Source organism: Pleomorphomonas sp. NRK KF1 (assembly GCF_023721755.1).
GTDB lineage: Bacteria > Pseudomonadota > Alphaproteobacteria > Rhizobiales > Pleomorphomonadaceae > Pleomorphomonas.
Window position 1 is genome coordinate 67056 of the sequence record NZ_JAMDLH010000009.1, and the last position, 24721, is coordinate 91776.

Sequence of the window (24721 nt, forward strand, 5' to 3'; positions counted from 1 at the left end):
CATCCGAGGGTCCATCGCTTTTCAACCGCCGGTCCCCGCCCATCCGAGAAGATTGGGGACAACGGGCGTCTCCTGGCACGAGGCCTGCTCGGGAATCGCCAGGTTGGGTTAGGACGGGGTGCCCCTGTGCCGAAATGGCATGGCGCTTCGTCCGCCACAGGCAACATGAGCCTTGTCGGTCTGGTCTTGCGGGGATTTCGATGAAAAGCGTCGTCGCGCGTTCTCTTTACGATTATTGGACGAGCCTGCGCGGTCAGCGGGCGGCGCCGGAGCGAAACGAGGTGGACCCGGCGGCCATTCGCGGTATTCTTGGCGACACGTTCATTCTCGAGGCGCTCGATCGCCACAACTATTCCTTCCGCCTCGCGGGCACGCGCATCTGCGCTGCCTATGGCCGCGAACTGAAGGGGCGCAATGTGCTCGACTTCTGGTCGGGCAAGGACCGGGAATCCATCGCCTGCCTGCTGGCGGCTGTGGTCGAGGACGGCGCCGCCGCCGTGTTCGGCCTCAACGCGACCAACGATCGCGGTCAACTGATGCCGGTGGAGGTGATGTTCCTGCCGCTTCGTCATCAGGGACCGAACCACACCCGCATTCTCGGCTGCTTCGCCCCCATGGACCAGCCCTACTGGCTCGGCCTCTATCCGGTGGTCCGCCAGCCCCTGCAGAGCCTCCGGCTGATCTGGCCGGACGAGAAGCCGGCCTTCCTGCTCACCAGCGAGAAGGTCGACGGCACCCACGCCCGGGCGCCCATGCGCCACGAGCCGCCGCCGATCAGCATCGATCGCCGCCGTCCGGCGCCGCATATGTTGCCGGGCCGGACCTTCCGCCACTTCCGGGTGATCGAAGGCGGCCGGGCCGACTGAACAGGTCGCCGGGGCCGACCACTAAACTCAATCTTAAGGTTGCGTGCTTAGCTTTGCAGGCTGAGCGGCCGCGTTTGGCCGACCAGTGGAAAGCGGCATGGCAACCCTCGCGGCTCCGACGCCTCCTCGTGCGAGCAAATTCCCCAAGCCGGAACGTCGGCGGTTTCAACGCGTCAAGATCGACGTGTTGGGCCGCTTCATGCTGCCCAACCGCACCGAGTATCCCTGCCAGGTTCAGGACATGTCGCCCGGCGGCGCCGCGCTGATCACGCCGGTGGCCGGCGAACTGGGCCAGAGGGTCGTCGCCTATATCGACCACGTTGGCCGCATCGAAGGGCAGATCACGCGCCTGTTCGAAGGTGGTTTCGCCATGACGGTGAACGCCACGGCCGGCAAACGCGAGAAGCTGGCCGCGCAGCTGACTTGGCTCGCCAACCGCGACACCCTGAGCCTGCCCGAGGATCGTCGCCACGAGCGCATCACGCCGCAGCGCCCCTTCTCCAATCTGGTGCTGCCCGACGGCCAGGAAAGCCGGTGCAAGATCATCGACGTGTCCCTGTCCGGTGCGGCCATCGCCACCACCGCCAAGCCGCCGCTCGGTACCTCGATCACGCTCGGTCGCATGCGGGCGCGCGTCGTCCGCCACTTCGGCGACGGCATCGCCGTTGAGTTTGCGATGCTGCAGTCCGAGGACATGCTGAAGAACAATCTCTGACGGACCTGGCAACTAGCCCTCGTCCGGCGTTTCCTTTTCGATAACCACACCGCCATTCCGACACTGTCCGGCCGCCTTTTCGGCAGGGCGATGACGGCGAAGCCGCGCAAAGAGCCCGCTTCGTAGTGTCCCTCTTTTCCCACCCGTCACTCGAGCGACCTGTGCCAATGGCGAACACATCCGCCTGGCAGGGTTAATGCACCGTCCTTGATCGGCCGTGCCGAAGTCGGACAGGTCCAGAGAGTCCGGCCCGGCAGGGCAACCCATCGGGCGCTGATGCGTTAACACCTGTGCTGGAGCGTAGATCCATGGTGCATAGAAAGTAAATTTCTCCACGGAGAACAATATAAACAAACCATAAAACAAGATCAAAATTTTCGTAAACAGATCATTTCCTCGATACGTCCGTTTTGATTTTGCGATTTCACGCGACCGAAAAACAAATGTGCCATTCTCCTGACAACAACAGGGAGACGTCACGACGATGAAAAAGATCGCGACGCTAAAGAGAACGGCTCTATTGGCTTTTGCCTTGCTTGTTACCGACACTGCGATGGCGGCGGAAAGGCTGATGAGCACCCATGGCGCCGCGGCTCCGCCAGTCGGCTACGTACAGTTCTGCGCGACCTACCCCGCGGACTGTCGTACCGCGACGGATGTCGACCAGGTCGTCACCCTCACCCAGGCGGTGTGGAACCAGCTGAACCAGATCAACACGGCGGTCAACACGGCCGTTCTGCCGGCGACGGACATGGAGATCTACGGCGTTCTGGAGCATTGGGACTACCCCAAGCTTGCCGGCGATTGCGAGGACTACGTTCTTGAGAAGCGTCGGGAGCTGATGCGCCTGGGGTGGCCGGAAAGCGCGCTGCTGATCACGGTGGTGCGCGACGAGACCGGCTCGGGCCACGCGGTCCTGACCGCCCGCACCAACCGGGGCGACGTGGTGCTCGACAACAAGACCGACAAGATCCTCGTCTGGGCCGATACGACCTACACCTATCTGAAACGCCAATCGACACGCGATCCCAATGCCTGGGACCTCATCGAGGACGCTCGCGCATCGCTCGTTGGTTCTTTGAAGTGATCTGATCCATCCCTGACGTCGCCGTGTCATCCAAGACACGGCGACGTTGCGATTCCATGCGAACGGCAACCGAGACCGGATCGACCGAGGCGCTTGCTGACGACGCGCCTTCAACCGGCCGCAACGATTTCCTCAAGAAAATTTACTAGAGGAAAAACAACCATGAGTTTATGTATTGTGGACCTGCGGATTGGGCTTTTCCCTCATCGGCCGAGGCCATCTTTCGGCGCCGCGTCCTACGCAGTTGAAATCCCCGGCAAAAAACATCGTTTCTAAAATCCTACCACTTGCTTCCAGAAGCGATATTTTGTTCACCATATTCCAGTTTTTATTTCTCTTCGTTACTTTTACTCGCTAAAATTACCACTTGCGATCGGACTACCCCACCGTAGCCGAGCGAACCGCTCTGACTCGCCTTGTGTTTCCGTACGGTTGACGATTTATTGTCAGGGAAGGCACCTCTTTCGTTGAGGTGAACTGAGCCATGCACAACACAAGTCAGAACGATACAGTCGACGACGGAAGGGCTGTGATCCCATTGTTGGTTCATGACCTCTGCCGAACGGTCAGGGCGCTTTCGCACGAACAGCGCCTGACCATTCTGGTGCATCTTTCCCGCAAGGAGTGTTCGGTCGGCGAGCTCGAGCGGAAGCTGGACCTTCCGCAACCTGCGGTATCCCAACAGCTCGCCCGCCTCAGGTCCGACGGTCTCGTCCTGACCCGTCGCGAGGGACGGACCATCTATTATTGCGCGCATCGTCAGCGCATCGGCGATTTTCTCGCCGGACTGAACCGCCTGCTCGTTTGAGCCGGTTCCGGCCGACACCGTCTTGCACAGCCGAGCCCTCCACGCGATCCCGCATATGAAGAACCGCGCGAAGTCTCCCTCGCGCGGCTCGGCAGTCCGGCTATGGACGAGCCGTCACTTCAGCGCGGCGTCGGTGATCTCGTGCGTCCAGGCGCCTTCCGGCTTCTTGGTGATGATCTTCTGATCGAGCACTGCCTTCTCGGTGCGGGCATAGGCTGCCTCGTCGAGCACGCCATCGGAGTCGCCCAGGAGCTTGGCGACTTCCTTGATCATGTAGAGCTGGTGCTCTTTGGTCTGGGCGCCGGTAGTGTCGTTCTCCAGCACGATATCGGCGGCCTCTTCCGGGTTGTCCTTGGCGTAGGACCAGCCCTTCATCGACGCGCGGACGAAGCGGACGAGCTTGTCCTTGAAGGCGTCGTCCTTGAGACTCGGCTCCAGAACGTAAAGGCCGTCCTCAAGCAGGTTGTCGCCCATCTCCGTGTAGGAGAAGACGGTCAGCTTGTCGGGCGTATAGCCGGCGTCGTAGGCCTGACCGAGTTCGTTGTAGGTCATGACATGGATGCAGTCGGCCTGCTTCTGGATGAGCGGCTGCACGTCGAAGCTCTGCTGCAGAACCTTGACGCCGTCGACGCCGCCCTCGGTCGACAAACCATACTTGTTCATCAGCGCGAAGAAGGGCACCTCGTTGCCGTAGAACCAGACGCCGATGGTGTGCCCCTTGAAGTCCTCGACCTTCTTGATCGGGCTGTCGGCCGGGCAGATGATTTCCAGGCCGGCGTTCTTGTAGGGCTGGGCGATGTTGACGAGCGGCACGCCCTTTTCGCGGGCGGCGAGCGCCGCGCCCATCCAGTCGACGATCACGTCGGCGCCGCCGCCGGCGATGATCTGCTCGGGGGCGATGTTCGGGCCGCCGGGCTTGATTTCGACGTCGAGCCCTTCGGCCTCGTAGTAGCCCTTGTCCTTGGCGACGAAGTAGCCGGCGAACTGGGCCTGCGTCACCCACTTCAGCTGCAGCGTCAGCTTGTCAGCGGCTTCGGCGCCGAATGCCGTCAGCGCCAGGGCGCTGGCCAGCGCCAGCTTGGTCATGGTGTTGGTCATGTCGTTCCCCTTTTTTGATTGCCGGCGGCGGTTGCCGTCGCCGGATTCACCTCTGCCCTTTGCGGACAGACGGATGCCAGAAGGTCACGCGCCGCTCGATCAGCGCGATGACGCCATAGAAGACCGAGCCGAGGATGGCCGCGACGCCGATTTCCGCCCAGACCATGGCGGTGTTCATGCGGCCCATTTCGGTGGAGATGCGGAAGCCAACGCCATAGGTCGGCGCGCCGAAGAACTCGGCCACGATGGCGCCGATCAGCGCCAGGGTGGAGTTGATCTTGAGGGCGTTGAAGATGAAGGGCCAGGCGGCCGGCAGACGCAGGCGGCGCATCTCGTCGCCCCAGGTGGCGGCGTAGGTGCGCATCAGGTCGCGTTCCATGTGGCCGGCGGCAGTCAGTCCGGCCTCGGTGTTGACCAGCATCGGGAAGAAGGTCATCAGCACGATCACCGCCGCCTTGGACTGCCAGTCGAAGCCGAACCACATGACGGCGATCGGCGCCACGCCGACGATCGGCAGGGCCGACACGAAGTTGCCGAGCGGCAAGAGGCCACGCTTCAGGAAGCCCGAACGGTTGATGAGGAGCGCGGCGAGGAAGCCGAGACCGCAGCCGACGACATAGCCGGACAACACGGATTTCACGAAGGTCTGAACCACATCCTCCCGGAGGGTTGGCAGCGCGTTCGCAGCAGCTGCCACGATGATCGACGGCGCTGGCAACAGGATTTCCGGAATGCCGAAGCCACGGGTCACCAGTTCCCATTCGGCCACGAGCATGACGCCGAACAGAAGCGGCACAGCGAGATCGACGAAGCGCCGCGCCGCCGGCTGTCTGTCCCCGAGGTGGACGAGATAGACACAGAGCCAGGAAATGCCGAGGGCCACGCCGAGGATGGCGATGAGCAGGAGCGGGAGCATCAACCGGCCCTCCGTTCGGGACGGGCACCCATCAGGTGCATGACGAGACGCTCGGACCAGCCGACCACGAGAACCAGCAGCCCAGCCAGGAAGGCCGCCGCGAACAGCGCCGCCCAGATCTGGATGGTCTGGCCGTAGTAGGAGCCGAACAGGAGACGCGCACCCAGTCCGGCAATGGCACCGGTGGGCAACTCGCCGACGATGGCGCCGATCAGGGAAATGGCGATGCCGACCTTGAGAGAAGCGAACAGGAAGGGCACCGACGCCGGCCAGCGCAGCTTGGTGAACACCTGGAAATCGTCGGCGTTATAGGTGCGCATGAGGTCGAGGTGGATGGCTTCCGGCGACCGAAGACCCTTCACCATGCCGACCGCCACCGGGAAGAAGGACAGATAGGTGGAGATCAGCGCCTTGGGCAGCAGGCCGGAGATGCCGATGGCGTTGAGCACGACGATCAGCATCGGCGCCACGGCAAGGATCGGCACCGTCTGGCTGGCGATGATCCAGGGCATCAGCGACTTGTCCATCACCTTCTGGTGGACGATGCCGATGGCGAGCAGGATGCCGAGCAGCGTTCCGAGCAGGAAGCCCAAGAGCGTCGCCGACAGCGTCACCCAACCGTGGTAGACGAGGCTGCGCTTGGAGGTGACCGACAGGCCGGCCGTGCTCCGCCAGAGTTCGGCGATGACCTGATGCGGCGCCGGCAGCAGCGGCTTGTCGAGCGCCCAGGAGCGTAGCCAGGTCTCGGAGGGCGTGAAGGCGAGACCCTTGAGCTGGGCCTCGGCGACGACCATCGAATGGTTCATGAACAGGGCGGCGACGTACCAGAACGCAACGAGGACGGCGAGGACCGTCAGCACCGGAACGACGCTTTCGCGCAGGAAGGACGGCTTCGTCATGCGGCGCCCCTCCGCCTCGGGTCCAGCTCAGTCGTCATAGCTGTGCCCCGCTCTCAGGCCGTCGCGCACGCGCTGGGCGAGCTTCAGGAACTCCGGCGTCTCGCGAATGTCGAGCGGCCGGGGCCCACGCGGCAGATCGCTTTCGACGATGTCGTGGATGCGGCCGGGGCGTGGGCTCATGACCACGATCTTGGTGGAGAGATAGACCGCCTCGGGAATGGAGTGGGTGACGAAGACCACCGTCTTCTTGGTCTTGGCCCAGAGCTGCAGCAGTTGCTCGTTGAGATGGTCGCGGACGATTTCGTCGAGGGCGCCAAAGGGCTCGTCCATCAGAAGAAGGTCGGGCTCGACGGCCAGCGCGCGGGCGATCGATGCGCGCTGCTGCATGCCGCCCGACAGCTGCCAAGGATACTTCTTTTCGAAGCCAGTGAGGTTGACCAGGGCGAGGTTGCGCGCGATGCGCTCCTCCTGCTGGGCGCGGGTGAGACTCATGATCTCCAGCGGCAGCGCCACGTTCCGGGCGATGGTGCGCCAGGGATAGAGGGCCGGCGCCTGGAACACGTAGCCATAGGCACGGTCGAGGCGGGCCAGCTCCGGCGTGGTGCCATTGACCGAAATCGAGCCGCCGGTCGGCTGTTCGAGGTCGGCGATGACGCGAAGCAGCGTCGTCTTGCCGCAGCCCGACGGCCCGATGAAGGAAACGAAGTCGCCCTTGGCGATCTTGAGGTCGATGTTGGAGAGCGCCTGGACCGGCCCGTCGCCGGTCTCGAAAGTCAGGGATAGCGCCTCGATGTCGATGACGTTCATGCTTGCCGGCACCCCGGTTGTGAAGACACAGCCGCTCGCTTGGCCGGCCGCCATGCGCGACCACCTCGTCCGCCGTCCCGACTGAACGGGGCGGCACGGCCAGATATGCAAACTCCTGTCCCGGCCGACGTCCGCTCGCTCACCACATCGGCCGGTATCCGGCCAAAATCCAAGCAAGAAGCGGGCCGGGCAGACCGATCTCAGATGCCGGTGACCGGAATGCCGGCGCGCTCGACCCGGCGCGGCGACACGATTTCCTTCCACTGGCTCAGCGCCTTGGCGACGGCCGTGAAGGGCTTGCGCGGCACGAACTTGCCGTGGCCTTCTTCGGTCTTCATCGTCGCCTCTTCGACCACCACCTTGCCGCGCGACAGCGTGAAGCGCGGCAGGCCGATCACCTCGTAGCCGTCGAACACGTTGTATTCGATCACCGACTGCTGGGTCTTCGGAGAGATGACCTTGGACCGCTTGGGATCCCAGACGACGAGGTCGGCATCGGCGCCCACCAGCACCGCCCCCTTTTTCGGGTACATGTTGAGGATCTTGGCGCTGTTGGTGGAGGTGACGGCGACGAACTCGTTCATCGTCAGGCGGCCGGTGCGCACGCCATAGGTCCACAGCAGCGGCATGCGGTCTTCAAGGCCGCCGGTGCCGTTGGGGATCTTGCGGAAGTCGCCGAGGCCGTTGCGCTTCTGGGCAATGGTAAAGGTGCAGTGGTCGGTGGCGACGCAGCTCAGCGAACCGGCGGCGAGGCCGGCCCAAAGGCTGTCCTGATGTAGCTTGTTGCGGAACGGCGGGCTCATGACGCGGGCGGCCGAATGGTCCCAGTCGGGATTGCCGTACTCGCTGTCGTCGAGCAGCAGATGCTGGATCAGCGGCTCGCCATAAACGCGCATGCCCTTCTGACGGGCGCGGCGGATCGCCTCGTGCGCCTGCTCGCAGGACGTATGGACGACATAGAGCGGCGCGCCAGCCATGTCGGCCAGCATGATGGCGCGGTTCGTCGCCTCACCCTCGACTTCCGGCGGGCGGGAGTAGGCATGCGCCTCGGGACCGGTGTTGCCCTCGGCGAACAGCTTGGCCTGCATCTGGGCAACCACATCACCATTCTCGGCATGCACCATCGGCAGACCGCCGAGCTCGGCCAGACGCTGGAACGACTGGAACATCTCGTCGTCGTCCACCATCAACGAGCCCTTGTAGGCCATGAAGTGCTTGAAGGAGTTGATCCCCTTCTCCTCGATGACCACCTTCATCTCGTCGAAGACGGTCTTGTTCCACGACGTCACGCACATGTGGAAGGAGTAGTCGCTGTTGGCGCGGCTCGCCCGGTTGTGCCAGCTCTGAAGCGCGCTCAGCATCGACTCGTCGGGGCGTGGCGTGATGAAGTCCACCACCATGGTGGTGCCGCCGGAAAGGCCGGCCCGGGTGCCGCTGTCGAAATCGTCGGCCGAGTAGGTCCCCATGAAGGGCATTTCGAGGTGGGTATGGGGATCGATGCCGCCGGGCATGACGTAGCAGCCGGTCGCGTCGAGAACCTCGTCGCCCTTGAGATCGGGACCGATCGCGACGATGCGTTCGCCCTCGATGAGGACGTCGGCTTCATACGTCAGATCGGCTGTGACGATGGTTCCACCCTTGATGACCTTCGACATGGTTCAACCCTCGTTGGACGGTTCATCCGTCAGTTTTCTTGTCATGAACAGACTGTAGGGGTTCGCGGCGTAATCGGCAAAAGGCCCGCATTCGACGTAACCGAGCCGACGATACATCGTGACGGCCTCGGTGTTGAGCGGGCCGGTCTCGAGATAGAGCGTTTTTGCGCCACGCTCGGCGGCGATCGCCTCGAGCCGCGCCATGATGCGACGACCGAGCCCCAGGCCGCGCGCCGCCTCCGACACGAAGATGCGCTTCAGTTCGGCAGTGGCGTCGTCGAACCACTTCACCGCGCCGCACCCTTCAGCCACTCCATCTCGCCGCGCGACGACGAAGCTGATATCGGGCGACTTCAGACCGGCGATGTCGGTGCCGAAATGCCCTTCCGGCGGATAGCGCTCCAGCGAGTAGGCGTCGGATGCCTCGATCAGGGCCACGACGTCGGGCCGATCGGGAGCTTCCACCGCTATGTCGTGCAGCGCAGCCGTCATCAGGCGACGATCTCCGCGGTTTCCAGCACGGCGTGCAGCAGCACGTCGGCGCCCGCCGCCGCCCACTCCGGCGTGATCTTCTCGTCCTCGTTATGGGAGAGGCCATCGACGCAGGGGCACATGATCATGGTGGCAGGCGCCACCTTGGCAGCCCAGCAAGCGTCGTGGCCGGCGCCGGACACGATGTTCATGTGGCTGTAGCCGAGCTTCTCGGTCACCGAACGAACGCGGGAGACCAGCGTCGGATCGAAGGTGACCGGATCGAAGTGACCGACAACCTCGACAGCGCACTTGACGCCCAAGGGATCGCAGAGCTTGGGCGCCTCGGCCTCGATGATCGCCCGCATGCGGTCCAGCTTTACCTGATCGGGCGAGCGGATATCGACGGTGAAGACCACCGTGCCGGGCAGAACGTTGCGCGAGTTGGGCGAGAACTTCACCTGCCCGACGCCGCCCACGGCATTGGGCTGGCTGTCCATGGCCACCTTCTGCACCAGTTCGAAGATGCGCGACATGGCAAGACCGGCGTTGACGCGCATGTCCATCGGCGTCGAGCCGGTGTGCGCTTCCTTGCCGGTCAGCGTGAACTCCAGCCACCACAGACCCTGGCAGTGGGTGACGACGCCGATCTGCTTGTCCTCGGCCTCCAGAATGGGGCCTTGCTCGATGTGATACTCGAAATAGGCGTGCATCTTGCGCGCGCCCACCTCTTCTTCGCCGAGCCAGCCGATGCGCTTCAGTTCGTCGCCGAACACCTTGCCGTCGAGATCCTTGCGCGAATAGGCGTAGTCGAGGGTGTGGACGCCGGCGAAGACGCCCGAGGCCAGCATGGCCGGCGCGAACCGGCCGCCCTCCTCGTTGGTCCAGTTGACCACGACGATCGGGTGCTTGGTCTTGACGCCGAGATCGTTGAGCGAACGCACGACTTCGAGGGCACCCAGCACGCCGAGCACACCGTCATACTTGCCGCCGGTCGGCTGGGTGTCGAGATGACTGCCGACATAGACCGGCAAGGCATCGGGATCGGTACCGGGCCGCGTGAAGAACATGGTGCCGATCTTGTCGATGCCGAGCGTCATGCCGGCCGCCTCGCCCCAGGCCTTGAACAGCGCCCTGCCCTTGGCATCGGCATCGGTCAGCGTCTGCCTGTTGCAGCCACCCCTCAGGCCCGGTCCGGTCGTCGCCATCTCCTCGAGGCTGTCCCACAGCCGCGCCCCGTTGACCCGCAAATTATCGGTCGGCGTCGTCATTGTGTTCCCCTGCTCGCGAGGGCGAAGCCGATTGAGCTGCCCCCGGCATCTCCGGCCATCCTGCCGTCAGTCAGAACGGCGGATCGGCAAAACTTTTACCAATTGATAAAGGCATAGTCCGATTTGCCCCTGAATTGGTCAAGGGCGATTTTTGGGCAACGATACAGACAAAAGCCTCAGTTTTCAGCGATTCCGGAAATCCTGCCGCCTGACTCGGCACCTGCTGGGCGCGAGGCTCAGGCACTCGCCTGCAAAACTCTCACAATACCAGCGCAGCAACGAGCGCAAACGCGGCGTAGGTGGCGTTGAACACCAGAAGCAGGTGGAACCCATGCAGCAGAATGTGATGGACCGACATCGGCTGTCGAGCCATCACATGGGCAACACCGATCATGACCAGCATGAACGCTCCGGCGAGCGAAGCGACGAACCGACGAGACAGCCCACAAAATGACGCCAAGAGCATGGTTATGACGGTCACCTGTGACATGATCCGTTCCTCGTTCCCGATCGACGCCGACAGGCTTGTTCCGGTGTCAGGCCGAAAAATGGCGGGCAACGATCAAACCCCAAGGCTGCGATCAACTTGCCGCGACCATACAGGAAGCCGGCTCGCCGGAACGGATCGACGAGCCGGTACCGTCGAGGGTGTCTTCCGGTCACATCGGCTCGGCTTCAAGGTAGCCGATGGCACTTCCGGCGGCATCAAGCACGATGGCGACTTTGCCCACACCGGGGATGGTCCAGGGTCCACGCATGACCTTGCCACCGGCGTGCTCCACCTTGCCGACTGCCTCGTCAATGTCGTCGACGGTGACGTAGGGGAACCAGTCGCGCGTGCCGGGCTGGCTTTCCGGCCACTCGAAGATGCCGGCAACCGGCTTCTCCTGACCGGCGGCGAAGGCCAGTGTGTAGAGACCATTCTCCCCCATGTCCTCCTCGGTGAAGGTCCACCCCAGGGCGGCGCCGTAGAAAGCCTTGGCGGCGGCGACATCCGGGGTCATCAACTCGTTCCAGCAAAAACTGCCGTGCATGGTCATGGCACTCTCCTCTCAATGGGCCAATACGGAACATATCGTGAACCAAGTGTTCGGCCGGCGCAATGACAATAATCGGTCTTAATGACAAAACGCCGGTCGGGGAGCCCGGCCGGCGTCGTCTGGTTCCCTGTCGTGCTCGTGCTTCAGGGCAGCGTCTTCAGCACGTCGGCGATCACCGAGACCAGGAAGTCGATCTGTTCCTTGGTCACGATCAGCGGCGGCGACAGGGCGATGATGTCGCCGGTGGTGCGCATCATGACGCCCTTCTCGTAGGCGCTGAGGAAAGCGGCGAAGGCGCGCTTGGTCGGCTCGCCTTCCATCGGCTGCAGCTCGATGGCGCCGACGAGACCAATGTTGCGGATGTCGATGACGTGCGGCAGCCCCTTCAGCGAATGCAGCGCATCCTCGAAATACTGCGCGAGTTCCGGGCCGCGATTGAGCAGCCCCTCGTTGGCGTAGATGTCGAGCGTCGCCATCGAGGCGGCGCAGGCCACCGGGTGCGCCGAGTAGGTGTAGCCGTGGAACAGCTCGATGGCATGCTCCGGCCCGGTCATGAAGGCGTCGTAGATCTCCGAGGAGCAGAACACGCCGCCCATGGGAATGACGCCGTTGGTGATGCCCTTGGCCGTGGTGACCATGTCCGGCACTACGCCGAAATGGTCAACGGCGAACGGCGATCCGAGACGACCGAAGCCGGTAATGACCTCGTCGAAGATCAGCAGGATGTCGTGCTTGGTGCAGATCTCGCGAAGGCGTTCGAGGTAGCCCTTGGGCGGCACGAGCACGCCGGTCGACCCCGACATCGGCTCGACGATGACGGCGGCGATGTTCGAGGCGTCGTGCAGGTAGATGATGCGTTCGAGCTCGTCGGCGAACTCGGCGCCATATTCCGGCTGCCCGCGCGAGTAGGCGTTGCGCTCGATATCGTGGGTGTGGCGCATGTGGTCGACGCCGGTGAGCAGCGAGCCGAAGAACTTGCGGTTGGTCGGGATGCCACCCACCGAAATGCCGCCGAAGTTGACGCCATGATAGCCACGCTCGCGGCCGATCAGGCGGGTCTTGCTGGCCTTGCCGCGCGCGCGCTGATAGGCGACGGCGATCTTCAGGGCCGTTTCCACCGACTCCGAACCGGAGTTGGTGAAGAACACGTGGTCGAGCGGCTTCGGCATCATCGAAGTCAGCCGCGCCGCCAGCTCGAAGGCCTTGGGGTGGCCCATCTGGAAGGCCGGGGCATAATCCAGCTCACCGACCTGGGACGCCACCGCCTCGACGATTTCACGACGGCCATGACCGGCGTTGACGCACCAGAGACCGGCGGCCGCGTCGAGCAGCTTCCGCCCGTCGACGGTGGTGTAATACATGCCGGAGGCCGAGGCGAGCAGGCGCGGCGCCTTCTTGAACTGCCGGTTGGCGGTGAACGGCATCCAGAAGGCTTCAAGGTTGTTGGGAACGGGAACGTTCATGAAAATCTCCGAGCGAAGCGGACGGCGAAGCCTGAATAGCGGTCGAGCAGCGTCCGGATCGACACGTAGATAACGACATGCCCGTTTCCTGAACAAGCAGTTATCTTGTGCAGATCGCGCCCCTTGCAAATGCAGGCCGTTTGTGCGGACCTGTTCGGGAAAGTGAACAACTAAACAGCGGAGAACGTCATGGCACTCGATCTCGGCGGCAAGCTCAGGCGGTTTCGCGAAGCGCGCGGCCTGTCGCAACGCGAGCTGGCGCGGCGGGCCGGCATCTCGAACGCCACTGTCAGCCAGATCGAATCCAACACCATCAGCCCGTCTGTCGGCGCCTTGAAGCGCATCCTCGACGCCCTGCCGGTGGCGATGGCCGACTTCTTCGCAGAGGATGAGCCGACAGCCGAGCAGATCTTCTTCAAGGCGGAAGACCTGATGGAGATCGGGCGCGGCGGCGTTTCCTATCGGCAGGTGGGGCGCGACCTCTCGGGAAAGGCGCTGCAGATCCTGTCGGAGCGCTACGAGGTCGGCGGCAGCTCGGGCCGCATTCACCTTCGCCACGAAGGCGAGGAAGGCGGCATCGTGCTGAAGGGTCAGCTTGAGGTGATCGTGGGAGACAAGCGCCAGGTCCTCGGCCCCGGCGAGGCCTATTACTTCAAGAGCCAGGAACCCCACCGCTTCCGCAACGTCGGCGACGACATCTGCGAGGTCATCTCGGTCTGCACACCGCCGAGCTTCTGAGAAGAGTTGACCTCATAACGTTAAGCGTTATAACCAGCAATCAATCATGATCCTGAGCTTCGCGGACGGAGAGACCGAACTGATCTGGAGGGGGCGTCGCAGTCGCAAGCTGCCGTCCGACATTCAGTCCGTCGCGCTTCGCAAGTTGCGCATGCTCAACCAGGCCAAGCTGCTCGATGATCTTCGTGTCCCGCCTGGCAACCGCCTGGAGGCTCTCAAAGGCGACCGCACCGGCACGCAATCCATCAGGATCAACGACCAGTGGCGGATATGCTTCATCTGGGCCGAAGGAGGACCATCCGATGTCTCAATCGTCGACTATCACGCCTGATCTTCTCGACAACCCCACGCCGGGCACGATCCTTCTGGAAGAGTTCCTGATCCCAATGGGCATCAGCCAGAACGCCCTCGCCAGAGCCATCTTGGTGCCTCCGCGTCGCATCAACGAGATTGTCCTGGGCAAGAGGTCAATTACCGCCGATACGGACTTGCGACTTGCCCGTTACTTCGGCCTGTCGGAAGGATTTTTCCTCGGCCTTCAGGCAGACTACGACCTGATGGAAAAACGCCGGGAGATTGGCGACGATCTTCACCGGATCGCACCACGGGCTGCCTGACCCGGAACTTCTGACCATCCGGACAAATTCTTCCACCGCGACCGGCGTTTTGCCACCGATCCGGGCTTGCCGAACTGCTCGATAGCGTGGACATTCGCTTCATGAGTTACGAAACAGCGATTGAAGGTCAGGATCTCGCCCGCGCGCGCGGCTCCAAGAAGCGGACGCGCATTCAGGCGGAAAACGAGGAGCGAATCCTCGACGCGGCGCTGGAGGTGTTCTCGCGCTATGGCTTCCGTGGCGCCACCGTCGACCAGATCGCCGAGAAGGCCGGCATGTCCAAGCCGAACCTTCTCTACTACTTCCGCCGCAAGCACGATCTCTATACGGCGGTGCTGACGCGCACGCTCGACATGTGGCTGGCCCCCTTCGGCGAGATGGCCGAAGATGGCGACCCGGAGGCCGAACTCACCGGCTACATTCGCCAGAAACTCGAACAATCGCGCGACTTTCCCCACGAAAGCCGGCTGTTCATTGGCGAGATTCTGCTGGGCGCCCCGCATCTCGACGCCGTTCTGAAGACTGACCTCAAGTCGATCGTCGAAGAGAAGGCCGAAGTCATCCGCCGCTGGATCGGCGACGGCAAGCTTCTCGACGTCGACCCCGTGCATCTCATCTTCATGATCTGGGCGACGACGCAGCACTACGCCGACTTCGACGCGCAGATCCGCTCGGTGCTGGGGCGCGGCATTGAGGATCCGGCGACCTTCCGCGCCGCCTCCGACACGGTGATCGGTGTCCTGATGCGCGGCATCCTACCGGCGCACGGTTAGCCCGGATCGGGGCCTTACGGCTTCCTGAACACGGCGGCGTGGCTTCGCCAGACGGCCGGACGATCGGCGGCGACAAGACCGGCTGCTTCCGCCATCGCGCACTCCTCGGCAAACGATGCTTCGGAAACGTGGCCGGCCGGCTCGGCGAGAAGCAGCTTTGCGCCGGACTTCATGGCCGCCGCCGCCTCGTTGAAGAAAGCGGCGACATCGCCGAGCTCATGAACGACGGCAAAGGCGAGAACGAAATCGATCTCGCCGGGAAGATCGGCAACGCCGAGGCTGTTGTCGCGCCCGAGGCGCATGTCGACCCTCGTCTCCAGCCCCGCCGATCTGGCGCGACGCCCCAGCGCGGCCAGCATGCGCGGCTCGATGTCGACCACATGAACCTTGCCGGTCGGTCCGGCGAGACGCGCCAACTCCAGCGTGAAGTAGCCCATGCCGGGGCCGGGCTCCAACACACGGAATCCTGGCTTGACATAAGGCTCCAGCAGTCGAGCCGGATGCTGGACCAGCCTTCGCAACGGATTGAGCAAAAAATAGCCCAGATACCAAGGACAGCGATGCGGCATTCGTTTCTCCCCCCACTTGGCCGCGAGCCCGAGGCTCGTCCGCCAGCGCCCTTCAAATGGGGGGAGTCTCACGGCGCCACCATGTCGTTGTCGCTCCGGATCAATGCTTAGAGCCTGACCCTGCTTCACTCGGCCGCGACGGCCGAAGGATTGTTGGGATGGGTCGTCCAGTTGGCATACTGGGGCGACACCACCTTGCCGGTGCGCGGATCGACCGAACCCGGCGCCATCGGCTGCATGGTGATGCAACCGTCGACCGGACAGACGTTGACGCAGAGATTGCAGCCGACGCACTCCTCGTCCTTCACCTCGAAGTGCCTGACACCGTCGACCATGTGGGTGATCGCCTGATGCGAGGTGTCCTCGCAGGCGATGTGGCAGCGGCCGCACTTGATGCAGAGATCCTGGTCGATCTTGGCCTTGGCGATGTAGTTGAGGTTGAGATACTTCCAGTCGGAGATGTTCTTGACCGCGAGGCCGCGGAAATCCTCGATGGTGGAGAAGCCATGGCTATCCATGTACTTCTTCATGCCGTCGATCATTTCCTCGACGATCTTGAAGCCGTAGGTCATCACCGCCGTGCAAACCTGCACGGTGCCGCAGCCAAGCGCGATGTACTCCGCCGCGTCGCGCCAGGTCTCGATGCCGCCGATACCGGAGATCGGCAGGCCGTAGGTTTCCGGGTCGCGGGCGATCTCGCCCACCATGTTGAGGGCGATCGGCTTGACGGCCGGTCCGCAATAACCGCCGTGGCTGCCCTTGCCGTCGATGGTCGGCACCGGCGCGAAGCTGTCGAGATCGACGGCAACGATGGAGTTGATGGTGTTGATGAGCGAGACCGCGTCGGCTCCGCCCTTCTTGGCAGCGCGGGCCGGATAGCGGATGTCGGTGATGTTGGGCGTCAGCTTGACGATCACCGGCATGCGGGTCGCTTCCTTGCACCAGCGGGCGACCATCTCGATGTATTCGGGCACCTGCCCCACCGCCGAGCCCATGCCGCGTTCGCTCATGCCATGCGGGCAGCCGAAGTTGAGCTCCAGGCCGTCGGCGCCGGTTTCCTCGACGCGGGCGATGATCGATTTCCAGTTTCGTTCCTCGCAAGGCACCATCAGCGAGACGACCAGCGCCCTGTCCGGCCAGGCCTTCTTCACCTCGGCGATTTCGCGCAGATTCAGTTCCAGGGGACGATCGGTGATCAACTCGATGTTGTTGAGGCCGGCGAGGCGGCGGTCACCGGCGTGGATCGCGCCGTAGCGCGGCCCATTGACGTTGACGACGGCGGGGTCCTCGCCGAGCGTCTTCCAGACGACGCCGCCCCAACCGGCACGGAAGGCGCGCTCGACATTATACTTCTTGTCGGTGGGCGGCGCCGAGGCCAGCCAGAAGGGGTTCGGCGACTTGATGCCAAGGAAATTGCTACGGAGATCGGCCATATCGGAACTCCTTCAGGCGGAAAGGGCGGCGTGGATGGACAGGGCGGCGCGCTTGCCGTGGTCGACGGCCTGAACGGTGAGATCCTCTCCGCCGCGAACGCAGTCGCCACCGGCCCAGACCTTGGCAAGCGAGGTGCGCATCTCCTCATCGACCGCGATCCGCCCACCATCGAGGGCAACCGTCTCCACCGGTCCGGAAACGAAGGTCTGGCCGATCGCCTTCATCACCTGGTCGGCGGCGAGGCGGAGGGTTCGGCCGGTTCCGGTCAGTCGGCCGGAAGCATCCAGCGCCGTCCGCTCGAAGTCGACGGCAGCGACGGCATTGCCTTCGGACACCACCTGCCGGGGCGCCACCCAATGCAGGATGCGGACCCCGTTGACCTGCGCCAGCTCCTGCTCGTAACGGCTGGCGCCCATTTCGGCCGGGCCGCGCCGATAAGCGATGGTGACTTCGTCGGCGCCGAGCTTCTTGGCTTGCACGGCGGCGTCCACCGCCGTCATGCCGCCGCCGATGACGACGACGCGCGAGCCGACCTCGATGGTCGACTTGTCCGGCGATTGGCGGAGATCCTCGATCCAGCGGACCGCGTCGACGACGCCCGCCGTTTCCTCGCCTTCGACACCGAGGGCGTTGACGGCCTGAAGGCCGAGGCCGAGGAAAACGGCATCGTACTTGGCCCGAAGATCGGCCAGCGAATAGTCACGACCGAGCGCCTTTCCAGCCTCGATGGTAATGCCGCCGATGCCGAGCACGAAGTCCACCTCGCGCTGGGCAAAGCCGTCCGTGGCCTTGTAGGCGGCGATGCCGAACTCGTTGAGCCCGCCCGCCTTGCCGCGCGCTTCGACGATGGTGACGTCGTGGCCCTTCAGCGCCAGTTCGTGGGCGCAGGCGAGGCCCGCCGGGCCGGCGCCGACCACGGCAACCTTGCGACCGGTGGCAGGCGCGCGGATGCCGTAGGTCGAATGACTTTCGAGATAGCGGTCAGTGGCGTGGCGCTGAAGAAGGCCGATGCGCACCGGCTTTTCCTCGGCGACGTTGCGGACGCAGGCTTCCTCGCACAGCGTCTCCGTCGGGCAAACGCGCGCGCACATGCCACCGAGAATGTTGGACGCAAATATCGTCTCGGCGGCGCCCTCGACGTTGCCTGTTCCGATCTTCCGGATGAATAGTGGTATGTCGATCGACGTCGGACAAGCATTGGTGCATGGCGCATCGAAGCAGAAATAGCATCGGTCGCTTTCGACGACCGCCTCGTGTGCGCCGAGCGGCGGATGAACGTCCGAGAAATTCTTACCGTAATCGTCCGCCGCGAGGCGTCCCGCAGAAATGTCCGGCATGGATGTTGGTCCCGTGGCTGGTGCACAGTAACGACGAAGACAAAGCGCTCCCGTTCATCGGATCAGCCGATTTGGCGTACCCGATGTCCTTGATCCGAACGTGATTCAGAACCGTCAAAACCGGCTCGAACCAGATCTTCCGATTGCTTTGTCCGCTATTCCCCGGCGGTTTTTCTCCGCCCTTCTGTTTCCTTGATCTTTCGGTAAAAAAAACGAAGGGTCAAGGCGCAAATTTGAGCAGAAACACCGGGATCGAGCCTTTTCCCTGAGCGGCAGGCAGAGGATCGACCTCGGCCGTGGAGGCAGAGCCCGTCAGAGATCGGACAGGTGCAATCGTCGGAAGTGTTTGGCTTGGAGGCAGGACAAAAAAAGAGGGCTTGCGCCCTCTAGTTGTTTGGACCGCTAGTCCGCGAAACCGCGGAAAGGGGCTGCTAAACCCCGCGACGAGTTGAGCCAGCAACGTTGTCGCAATTTTTATGATAGCGCGTCGTTCGCAATCTTCCAGCGCCAAAAGCCGCCAGGCGCCGATTTTCGCTCACAACATAGCAGAAACATTCAAAACACCATTCGAGTGCGACATCCTTGCAACAGGCCGCATGACAGGAATCGGCGCATGCCTCTTCCATCTATACGATTGATACATAATACAAAAATCGATCATCCAGTCCCATCTGACGCGAAGGTCGAGCCCTCGGCGCACGTTGGCACCGCAGGATACGGACCGCGCCCACCGCCACGGATCAACGGTTGTGATGGTCCGTGGCGACAAATGCTCGATTGGTTGCTAGCCGATGGACGATTGCCAGTCGCATCGTCTCTATTGTCCGCCCCTCTTGAACCGAACTAAACCCTGGATAGCATTCTCGATGATCACATGGCCGGCGTCTGCCGACAGGGACATGATCGACTCGGGGTGGAACTGGACGGCGGCGAAGGGTTCGCTTTGATGTTCGATGGCCATGACCACCCGGTCCTCGGTGTCCGCCGTCACGCGGAATGCGTCGGGCAGATGAGCCCGATCGGCATGGAGCGAGTGGTAGCGGCCGATGACGATCTCGGACGGCAGGCCCTTGAACAGCAGCGAATTGCCCGACACCGCGATCTTCGACGGCTTGCCGTGATAGGGAACCGCGAGCTGCGCCAGCTTGCCGCCGAAAGCCTCGACCATCGCCTGCAAGCCCAGACAGACGCCGAACACGGGCAAGCCAAGCTGCCGCGTCGCCGCGATGGTCCGCGAACACTGGAAGTCGGAGGGGTTTCCCGGCCCCGGCGACATGACGAGCAGGTCCGGCTTCTCGGCGGCGATCAAAGCCGTGTCGATGCCCTTCCCCTTCGAGGCGCGCAGCGTCTTCACCTCGGCGCCGGTCTGGCGGAAATAGTTGGCCAGCGTGTGGACGAAGCTGTCCTCATGATCGACCAGCACGATCCGCAAGCCCGCACCGACGGCCTCACGCTCCACCGACGCGGCGGCGACCGGCGCGGTGCCAGCCTCGCGAATGGCGGCGATCAGCGCCGAAGCCTTCAGCTCGGTCTCCTTCTCCTCATCCTCCGGCACCGAGTCGTAGAGCAGCGTCGCGCCGGCGCGCACCTCGGCGATGCCGTCCTTGAGGCGGATCGTCCGGAGCGTGAGACCGGTGTTGACATCGCCGTTCATCAGGAAGGCGCCAACGGCCCCGCCGTACCAGGCGCGGCAGCTCTTCTCGTTGTCCTCGATGAACTGCATCGCCCACAGCTTGGGCGCGCCCGTCACCGTCACCGCCCAGGCGTGGCTCAGGAAGGCATCGAGCCCATCCATGCCGTCGCGCAACCGCCCCTCGATGTGGTCGACGGTGTGAATGAGGCGCGAATACATCTCGATCTGGCGGCGACCGATGACGCGGACGGACCCCGGCTCGCAGATGCGGCTCTTGTCGTTGCGGTCGACGTCCGAGCACATGGTGAGCTCGGCCTCGTCCTTCTTGGAGTTGAGCAGGATGCGGATCTGCTCCTCGTCCTCGATGGCGTTGCGGCCACGCCGGATGGTGCCCGAGATCGGGCAGGTTTCGACGCGCTTGCCGTTGGTGACGCGCACGAACATCTCGGGGCTGGCGCCGATCAGATATTCGGAAGAGCCAAGGTTGAACATGAAGCCAAAGGGCGCCGGATTGATGTGCTGAAGCCGGCGAGCGATGGCCGACGGCGGCGAGGACGGCTTCTCATAGAACACCTGCCCCGGCACCACTTCGAAGAGGTCGCCGCGCTTGAAATACTCCACCGCCTTGCTGACCGACGCCGCGTATTCGCCGGGCTGGTGGTCGCCCCGCCCCGGATCGCGATCGGTCACCTTGAACGGCTGCTCCTGGCCATCGCGCGGCAGGCCGACGGTGAGGCGACCCTCGACGACGAAATCGTAGGAATAGATGGTGGCGGCGGCGCGGTGATGATCGACGACGACGATCTCGTCGGGGAAATAGAGCACGAGGTCGCGCTGGTCGTCGGGACGCGGCAGCTTGAAATCGACGCTGTCAAACTGGAAGGCGAGATCGTAGCCGAAGGCGCCCCAGAGGCCGAGCTTGTCGTCCTCGGGCGTTGCGAACTTGGCGATGATGCGGCGAAGCACGGAGAAGACCGACGGCTGACGCGAGCGGTCCTCCTCGGCAAAGCCGCCCCCGGGCGTCTTCACCTCAAGCGAGATCAGCGCGTCATCGACGGCAAGGGAGGCGAGATCGGGACCGCGCACGGCGGCGACGAAAGCGGGGAGCAGGATACGGCCGCGTGCGTTGAGCGCCTCGATCGTCACCTTTCGACCACGGGCCGTGATCGCAACCGGCGGATCGACGAAAGCGATGTCCCAGCGCGAGTAGCGGCCCGGATACTCGTAGTTGGATGACAGCACGGCGCCACGACGCGTATCGAGCTTGTCGAAATAGCCAGAAATGGCCGTCTTGTAGTGGTCGGGCCGCGCGCTGCGCGCCACCTCCACGCCACCGGCGGTGACGAATGACTCTCTCTTGCCTGAAAATCCGGTTTCGGCGTCGCTCTTGACCATCGCAATCTCCCCTGTCGCCACCCGGAGAGACCGCCTGGACACCTCAACAAAAAGGGCCGGTCCGGTCTCCCGGAGCAGCCCTCGCTCATTTCGTCCACCTGGACACACCGCGTCGGCCGCTCTCCTTAAGAGAAGCGCCACCACCACGAAGCGTTCAGGGCGACAAAACCGTTCATGGCTTCTCCCATAGGCGAAGCGCGTCGGGTTGTAAAGAAGATCAACATCGCGACACATTCGCAAAGAGGAGTTTGCATTTCCCCCGTTCGATCTTACAACCCTTGCATCGCCGGCCATCGTCGGCCACCCGATTTCGGCGCCTTGCGCCGCATGCTTTGACAATAGGTTGCGCCCGTGTCCCAGGAATCCTCCCCCGTCATCCGCCTCGCCGACTACAAGCCCACTCCTTACGCCATCGACAAGGTCGACCTCGATTTCGATCTGACGCCCGAGGCGACTCTCGTGGCTGCGACGCTGGCCATTTCGCCGCGCGATGGTACATTCGGCGAGCCGCTCGTCCTCAACGGAGACGAGCTGACGCTCGTTCGCGTCGCGATCGACGGGCGGGACCTGTCGGAGGACGAGTACGAGGCCAGCCCCAGCCAGCTGACCATCAAGGTGCCGCCCAACGGCGCCTTCCGCCTCGAGATGACGACACGCCTCGACCCGGCCGCCAACACCAAGCTGATGGGCCTTTACCGCTCGTCCGGCACCTGGTGCACGCAGTGCGAGGCGGAGGGCTTCCGCCGCATCACCTATTATTACGACCGGCCGGACGTGCTCAGCGTGTTCACGGTCAAGATCACCGCGCCGAAGACCGAGGCGCCGATCCTGCTCTCCAACGGCAATCCGGTGTCGGTCGGAGACCTCGGGGACGGACGTCACTTCGCCATCTGGCACGATCCGTGGCCCAAGCCGAGCTACCTGTTCGCGCTGGTCGCCGGCGACCTCGACGCCCTGGAGGACGAGTTCACGACGATGAGCGGCCGCAAGGTGATGCTTGCCGTCTATGTCGAGAAGGGCAACGCGCCGAAGGCGGCCTATGCCATGGACTCGCTGAAGCGTTCCATGAAGTGGGACGAAGAGGTGTTCGGCCGCGAGTATGACCTCGACGTCTTCAACGTGGTGGCGGTGTCCGACTTCAACATGGGCGCCATGGAGAACAAGGGCCTCAACGTCTTCAACGACAAATACGTGCTGGCCGATCCGGAGATCGCCACCGACGCCGACTATGCCGGCATCGAGGCGGTGATCGCCCACGAGTATTTCCACAACTGGACCGGCGACCGCATCACCTGTCGAGACTGGTTCCAGCTGTGTCTCAAGGAAGGTCTCACCGTCTTCCGCGACCAGGAGTTCTCCTCGGACATGCGCTCGCGGGCGGTCAAGCGCATTTCCGATGCCCGCCTGCTCAGGAGCCAGCAGTTCCCCGAGGACGGTGGCCCGCTCGCCCATCCGGTGCGCCCCGAGCAGTACAAGGAAATCAACAACTTCTATACGGCGACCGTCTACGAGAAGGGCGCCGAGGTCATTCGCATGCTGAAGACGCTGATCGGCGACGACGCCTTCGCGCGCGGCATGGATCTCTATTTCACCCGGCATGACGGCGAAGCGGCCACGATCGAGCAGTTCATCGCCTGCTTCGCCGAAGCGTCCGGACGCGACCTCGAACCCTTCATGGTCTGGTATCGCGAGGCGGGAACGCCCGTCGTCACCATTGAGGAAACCTGGGACGAGGCGGCGAAGCGCTTCACGCTGACGCTCACGCAGGAGACGCCGGCCACGCCCGGCCAGCAGACGAAAAAGCCGCGCGTCATTCCGGTGCGCTTCGGCCTCGTCGGCCCCGATGGCGGGGACATGCAGCCGTCCGGGATCGCCGGTGCCGAAGTGAACGGCGACACGCTGATCCTGACACAGCCGTCGCACACCGTCACCTTCGACGGACTGCCGTCACGACCGGTCGCATCGCTGTTCCGGGGCTTCTCGGCGCCGGTCAAGGTGCGGCAATCGCTGTCGTCGTCCGACCTCATCTTCCTGCTGGCCAACGACACGGACAGCTTCAACCGGTGGCAGGCCGGCACCACGCTGGCCATGACGGCGCTGGTCAAGGCAACGCAACAGGTGCGCGCCGGCCAGGCGCCCAGCTTCGAGACGGCGCCGATCGACGCTCTCGCCGCCCTCATCGACGACCCGGGCCTGGACGCCGCCTTCAAGGCGCTGCTCATCTCCGTGCCCAGCGAGAACGACGTCGCCCGCGAGGTGGCCGAGAATGTCGATCCGGATGCCGTGGCGACCGCGCATCAGGCCTATCGGCGCGCCATCGCCGACCGGCTCGGGGCACGCCTCAAGGCGATCGTCGAGGCCGACGGCGCCGCGTCAGGACAGCCTTACGTGCCGGATGCGGCCGGCGCCGGCCGACGGTCGCTCGCCAACACCGCGCTCGATCTCCTGTCGATCACGGGATCGGACGAAGCGATGGCGCTGGTGCGCAAGCGGTTCGAGACGGCGACCAACATGACCGACCGCATGGCGGCGCTGACCATTCTGGTCCATCGTGGAGATGCGGGCGCGGAAGCGGCGCTTGCCGCCTTCTTCGAGCGCTTCGGAACGGTGCCGCTGGTCGTCGACAAGTGGCTGTCGGCCCAGGCATCCGCACCACTGCCCGGCACGCTCGACAAGATCACGGCACTGACGGAGCATCCCGCCTTCTCCTTCGGCAATCCGAACCGCGTGCGGGCGCTGGTCGGCGCCTTCGCCACCTCCAACCCGACCCAGTTCGGACGGGCGGATGGCAAGGGCTTCGGCTTCGTCGCCGGCATCATCTCGCGGCTCGATGCGACGAACCCGCAGCTTGCCGCGCGTTTGCTCGTCACCTTCCGATCCTGGCGCTCCTACGAACCCAAGCGCCGGGCCCAGGCGGAAACGGCGCTGCGCTCGATCCAGACCAAGCCGCAACTGTCGCGCGACGTCGCCGACATTCTGGAGCGGACGCTGGCCTGATCGGCTGATTTTGCGAGATATCCCCTCCCCCACATCTTCTGTGGAGGATGGCCGGGAGGGGATGACAAATCGAAAAAGCTCTTCATTTCCAGTCCGAATCCCACCTGCGGATTCGGCAGGAATGTCACACAT

The 24721-nt window shown here is 63.7% G+C and carries 24 protein-coding genes; 9 read left to right on the forward strand and 15 right to left on the reverse strand.

All coding sequences use genetic code 11. From position 1 onward, the window contains the following. Nucleotides 1-200 precede the first annotated feature (200 nt). Together M4J39_RS19845 and M4J39_RS19850 are read left to right on the forward strand one after the other, a co-directional pair. Complete coding sequence (locus tag M4J39_RS19845) at nucleotides 201-866, forward strand: PAS domain-containing protein (protein ID WP_251730223.1); 666 nt, start codon at nucleotides 201-203, stop codon at nucleotides 864-866. Nucleotides 867-963: 97 nt separating this feature from the next. Further along, the gene (locus M4J39_RS19850) at nucleotides 964-1581 is read left to right on the forward strand and encodes a PilZ domain-containing protein (protein WP_251730224.1); all 618 of its coding nucleotides are present in this window, start codon (nucleotides 964-966) and stop codon (nucleotides 1579-1581) included. A 12-nt stretch (nucleotides 1582-1593) separates the two neighbouring features. On the opposite strand, the gene M4J39_RS19855 is transcribed toward M4J39_RS19850, so the two are convergent. Then, complete coding sequence (locus M4J39_RS19855; RefSeq protein ID WP_251730225.1) at nucleotides 1594-2160, reverse strand: hypothetical protein; 567 nt, start codon at nucleotides 2158-2160, stop codon at nucleotides 1594-1596. Between M4J39_RS19855 and M4J39_RS19860 the strand changes: the two genes are divergently transcribed. Both M4J39_RS19860 and M4J39_RS19865 read left to right on the forward strand, forming a co-directional pair. Continuing rightward, nucleotides 2153-2668 (forward strand): transglutaminase-like cysteine peptidase, encoded by a 516-nt coding sequence (locus tag M4J39_RS19860; protein ID WP_251730226.1) that lies wholly within the window; start codon nucleotides 2153-2155, stop codon nucleotides 2666-2668. The genes M4J39_RS19855 and M4J39_RS19860 overlap by 8 nt on opposite strands. 529 nt (nucleotides 2669-3197) lie before the next feature. Further along, on the forward strand, nucleotides 3198-3476 hold the full coding sequence (locus tag M4J39_RS19865) for a metalloregulator ArsR/SmtB family transcription factor (RefSeq protein WP_251730227.1): 279 nt from the start codon (nucleotides 3198-3200) through the stop codon (nucleotides 3474-3476). Nucleotides 3477-3590: 114 nt separating this feature from the next. On the opposite strand, the gene M4J39_RS19870 is transcribed toward M4J39_RS19865, so the two are convergent. From M4J39_RS19870 to M4J39_RS19915, 10 genes are all read right to left on the reverse strand, one after another. Beyond that, complete coding sequence (locus tag M4J39_RS19870) at nucleotides 3591-4574, reverse strand: ABC transporter substrate-binding protein (protein WP_371875486.1); 984 nt, start codon at nucleotides 4572-4574, stop codon at nucleotides 3591-3593. Nucleotides 4575-4620: 46 nt separating this feature from the next. Further along, a complete protein-coding gene (locus tag M4J39_RS19875) occupies nucleotides 4621-5490 on the reverse strand; it encodes an ABC transporter permease (RefSeq protein ID WP_251730228.1) in 870 nt (289 codons plus the stop codon). Continuing rightward, on the reverse strand, nucleotides 5490-6389 hold the full coding sequence (locus M4J39_RS19880; protein ID WP_251730229.1) for an ABC transporter permease: 900 nt from the start codon (nucleotides 6387-6389) through the stop codon (nucleotides 5490-5492). Before M4J39_RS19880 ends, M4J39_RS19875 begins: the two co-directional genes overlap by 1 nt. Nucleotides 6390-6416: 27 nt before the next feature. Further along, complete coding sequence (locus M4J39_RS19885) at nucleotides 6417-7196, reverse strand: ABC transporter ATP-binding protein (RefSeq protein ID WP_251730230.1); 780 nt, start codon at nucleotides 7194-7196, stop codon at nucleotides 6417-6419. Between the two features lie 200 nt (nucleotides 7197-7396). Beyond that, a complete protein-coding gene (gene hydA / locus M4J39_RS19890) occupies nucleotides 7397-8851 on the reverse strand; it encodes a dihydropyrimidinase (protein ID WP_251730231.1) in 1455 nt (484 codons plus the stop codon). Between the two features lie 3 nt (nucleotides 8852-8854). Next, entirely contained in the window at nucleotides 8855-9343 is a 489-nt protein-coding gene (locus M4J39_RS19895) for a GNAT family N-acetyltransferase (protein WP_251730232.1), read from the reverse strand. Further along, the gene (locus M4J39_RS19900; protein WP_251730233.1) at nucleotides 9343-10593 is read right to left on the reverse strand and encodes a Zn-dependent hydrolase; all 1251 of its coding nucleotides are present in this window, start codon (nucleotides 10591-10593) and stop codon (nucleotides 9343-9345) included. Before M4J39_RS19900 ends, M4J39_RS19895 begins: the two co-directional genes overlap by 1 nt. 259 nt (nucleotides 10594-10852) lie before the next feature. Beyond that, nucleotides 10853-11083 (reverse strand): hypothetical protein, encoded by a 231-nt coding sequence (locus tag M4J39_RS19905; protein ID WP_251730234.1) that lies wholly within the window; start codon nucleotides 11081-11083, stop codon nucleotides 10853-10855. 169 nt (nucleotides 11084-11252) lie between these two features. Next, entirely contained in the window at nucleotides 11253-11633 is a 381-nt protein-coding gene (locus M4J39_RS19910; protein ID WP_251730235.1) for a VOC family protein, read from the reverse strand. A 143-nt stretch (nucleotides 11634-11776) separates the two neighbouring features. Next, a complete protein-coding gene (locus M4J39_RS19915) occupies nucleotides 11777-13096 on the reverse strand; it encodes an aspartate aminotransferase family protein (RefSeq protein ID WP_251730236.1) in 1320 nt (439 codons plus the stop codon). 189 nt (nucleotides 13097-13285) lie between these two features. Here M4J39_RS19915 and M4J39_RS19920 point away from each other — a divergent pair, with 189 nt between their 5' ends. The 4 genes from M4J39_RS19920 (at nucleotide 13286) to M4J39_RS19935 (ending at nucleotide 15224) form a co-directional block, all read left to right on the forward strand. Then, the gene (locus M4J39_RS19920) at nucleotides 13286-13834 is read left to right on the forward strand and encodes a cupin domain-containing protein (protein WP_251730237.1); all 549 of its coding nucleotides are present in this window, start codon (nucleotides 13286-13288) and stop codon (nucleotides 13832-13834) included. A gap of 46 nt (nucleotides 13835-13880) precedes the next feature. Beyond that, the gene (locus M4J39_RS19925; protein ID WP_251730238.1) at nucleotides 13881-14165 is read left to right on the forward strand and encodes a type II toxin-antitoxin system RelE/ParE family toxin; all 285 of its coding nucleotides are present in this window, start codon (nucleotides 13881-13883) and stop codon (nucleotides 14163-14165) included. Beyond that, entirely contained in the window at nucleotides 14137-14451 is a 315-nt protein-coding gene (locus M4J39_RS19930; RefSeq protein WP_251730239.1) for a HigA family addiction module antitoxin, read from the forward strand. The genes M4J39_RS19925 and M4J39_RS19930 overlap by 29 nt, the downstream gene beginning before the upstream one ends. A gap of 101 nt (nucleotides 14452-14552) precedes the next feature. Beyond that, on the forward strand, nucleotides 14553-15224 hold the full coding sequence (locus M4J39_RS19935; RefSeq protein WP_251730240.1) for a TetR family transcriptional regulator C-terminal domain-containing protein: 672 nt from the start codon (nucleotides 14553-14555) through the stop codon (nucleotides 15222-15224). 14 nt (nucleotides 15225-15238) lie between these two features. Here M4J39_RS19935 and M4J39_RS19940 read toward each other — a convergent pair whose 3' ends face one another. From M4J39_RS19940 to M4J39_RS19955, 4 genes are all read right to left on the reverse strand, one after another. Further along, on the reverse strand, nucleotides 15239-15793 hold the full coding sequence (locus M4J39_RS19940) for a class I SAM-dependent methyltransferase (protein WP_256469828.1): 555 nt from the start codon (nucleotides 15791-15793) through the stop codon (nucleotides 15239-15241). A 125-nt stretch (nucleotides 15794-15918) separates the two neighbouring features. Continuing rightward, nucleotides 15919-17226, reverse strand: a complete 1308-nt coding sequence (gene preA / locus M4J39_RS19945) for an NAD-dependent dihydropyrimidine dehydrogenase subunit PreA (RefSeq protein ID WP_251730242.1) — start codon at nucleotides 17224-17226, stop codon at nucleotides 15919-15921. 12 nt (nucleotides 17227-17238) lie between these two features. Further along, nucleotides 17239-18564, reverse strand: a complete 1326-nt coding sequence (locus tag M4J39_RS19950) for an NAD(P)-dependent oxidoreductase (RefSeq protein ID WP_251730243.1) — start codon at nucleotides 18562-18564, stop codon at nucleotides 17239-17241. A gap of 817 nt (nucleotides 18565-19381) precedes the next feature. Next, nucleotides 19382-21592 (reverse strand): anthranilate synthase component I, encoded by a 2211-nt coding sequence (locus tag M4J39_RS19955; protein WP_251730244.1) that lies wholly within the window; start codon nucleotides 21590-21592, stop codon nucleotides 19382-19384. A gap of 351 nt (nucleotides 21593-21943) precedes the next feature. Here M4J39_RS19955 and pepN point away from each other — a divergent pair, with 351 nt between their 5' ends. Then, nucleotides 21944-24589: an aminopeptidase N gene (pepN, locus tag M4J39_RS19960; protein WP_251730245.1), complete on the forward strand. Its 2646-nt coding sequence runs from the start codon at nucleotides 21944-21946 to the stop codon at nucleotides 24587-24589. Nucleotides 24590-24721 lie beyond the last annotated feature (132 nt).

Coding starts and splice junctions, on each gene's coding strand:
- M4J39_RS19845 (WP_251730223.1), top strand. CDS start 201: ATGAAAAGCGTCGTCGCGCGTTCTCTTTACGATTATTGGACGAGCCTG.
- M4J39_RS19850 (WP_251730224.1), top strand. CDS start 964: ATGGCAACCCTCGCGGCTCCGACGCCTCCTCGTGCGAGCAAATTCCCC.
- M4J39_RS19860 (WP_251730226.1), top strand. CDS start 2,153: ATGAGCACCCATGGCGCCGCGGCTCCGCCAGTCGGCTACGTACAGTTC.
- M4J39_RS19870 (WP_371875486.1), bottom strand. CDS start 4,574: ATGACCAACACCATGACCAAGCTGGCGCTGGCCAGCGCCCTGGCGCTG.
- M4J39_RS19875 (WP_251730228.1), bottom strand. CDS start 5,490: ATGCTCCCGCTCCTGCTCATCGCCATCCTCGGCGTGGCCCTCGGCATT.
- M4J39_RS19880 (WP_251730229.1), bottom strand. CDS start 6,389: ATGACGAAGCCGTCCTTCCTGCGCGAAAGCGTCGTTCCGGTGCTGACG.
- M4J39_RS19885 (WP_251730230.1), bottom strand. CDS start 7,196: ATGAACGTCATCGACATCGAGGCGCTATCCCTGACTTTCGAGACCGGC.
- hydA (WP_251730231.1), bottom strand. CDS start 8,851: ATGTCGAAGGTCATCAAGGGTGGAACCATCGTCACAGCCGATCTGACG.
- M4J39_RS19895 (WP_251730232.1), bottom strand. CDS start 9,343: ATGACGGCTGCGCTGCACGACATAGCGGTGGAAGCTCCCGATCGGCCC.
- M4J39_RS19900 (WP_251730233.1), bottom strand. CDS start 10,593: ATGACGACGCCGACCGATAATTTGCGGGTCAACGGGGCGCGGCTGTGG.
- M4J39_RS19905 (WP_251730234.1), bottom strand. CDS start 11,083: ATGTCACAGGTGACCGTCATAACCATGCTCTTGGCGTCATTTTGTGGG.
- M4J39_RS19910 (WP_251730235.1), bottom strand. CDS start 11,633: ATGACCATGCACGGCAGTTTTTGCTGGAACGAGTTGATGACCCCGGAT.
- M4J39_RS19915 (WP_251730236.1), bottom strand. CDS start 13,096: ATGAACGTTCCCGTTCCCAACAACCTTGAAGCCTTCTGGATGCCGTTC.
- M4J39_RS19920 (WP_251730237.1), top strand. CDS start 13,286: ATGGCACTCGATCTCGGCGGCAAGCTCAGGCGGTTTCGCGAAGCGCGC.
- M4J39_RS19925 (WP_251730238.1), top strand. CDS start 13,881: ATGATCCTGAGCTTCGCGGACGGAGAGACCGAACTGATCTGGAGGGGG.
- M4J39_RS19930 (WP_251730239.1), top strand. CDS start 14,137: ATGTCTCAATCGTCGACTATCACGCCTGATCTTCTCGACAACCCCACG.
- M4J39_RS19935 (WP_251730240.1), top strand. CDS start 14,553: ATGAGTTACGAAACAGCGATTGAAGGTCAGGATCTCGCCCGCGCGCGC.
- M4J39_RS19940 (WP_256469828.1), bottom strand. CDS start 15,793: ATGCCGCATCGCTGTCCTTGGTATCTGGGCTATTTTTTGCTCAATCCG.
- preA (WP_251730242.1), bottom strand. CDS start 17,226: ATGGCCGATCTCCGTAGCAATTTCCTTGGCATCAAGTCGCCGAACCCC.
- M4J39_RS19950 (WP_251730243.1), bottom strand. CDS start 18,564: ATGCCGGACATTTCTGCGGGACGCCTCGCGGCGGACGATTACGGTAAG.
- M4J39_RS19955 (WP_251730244.1), bottom strand. CDS start 21,592: ATGGTCAAGAGCGACGCCGAAACCGGATTTTCAGGCAAGAGAGAGTCA.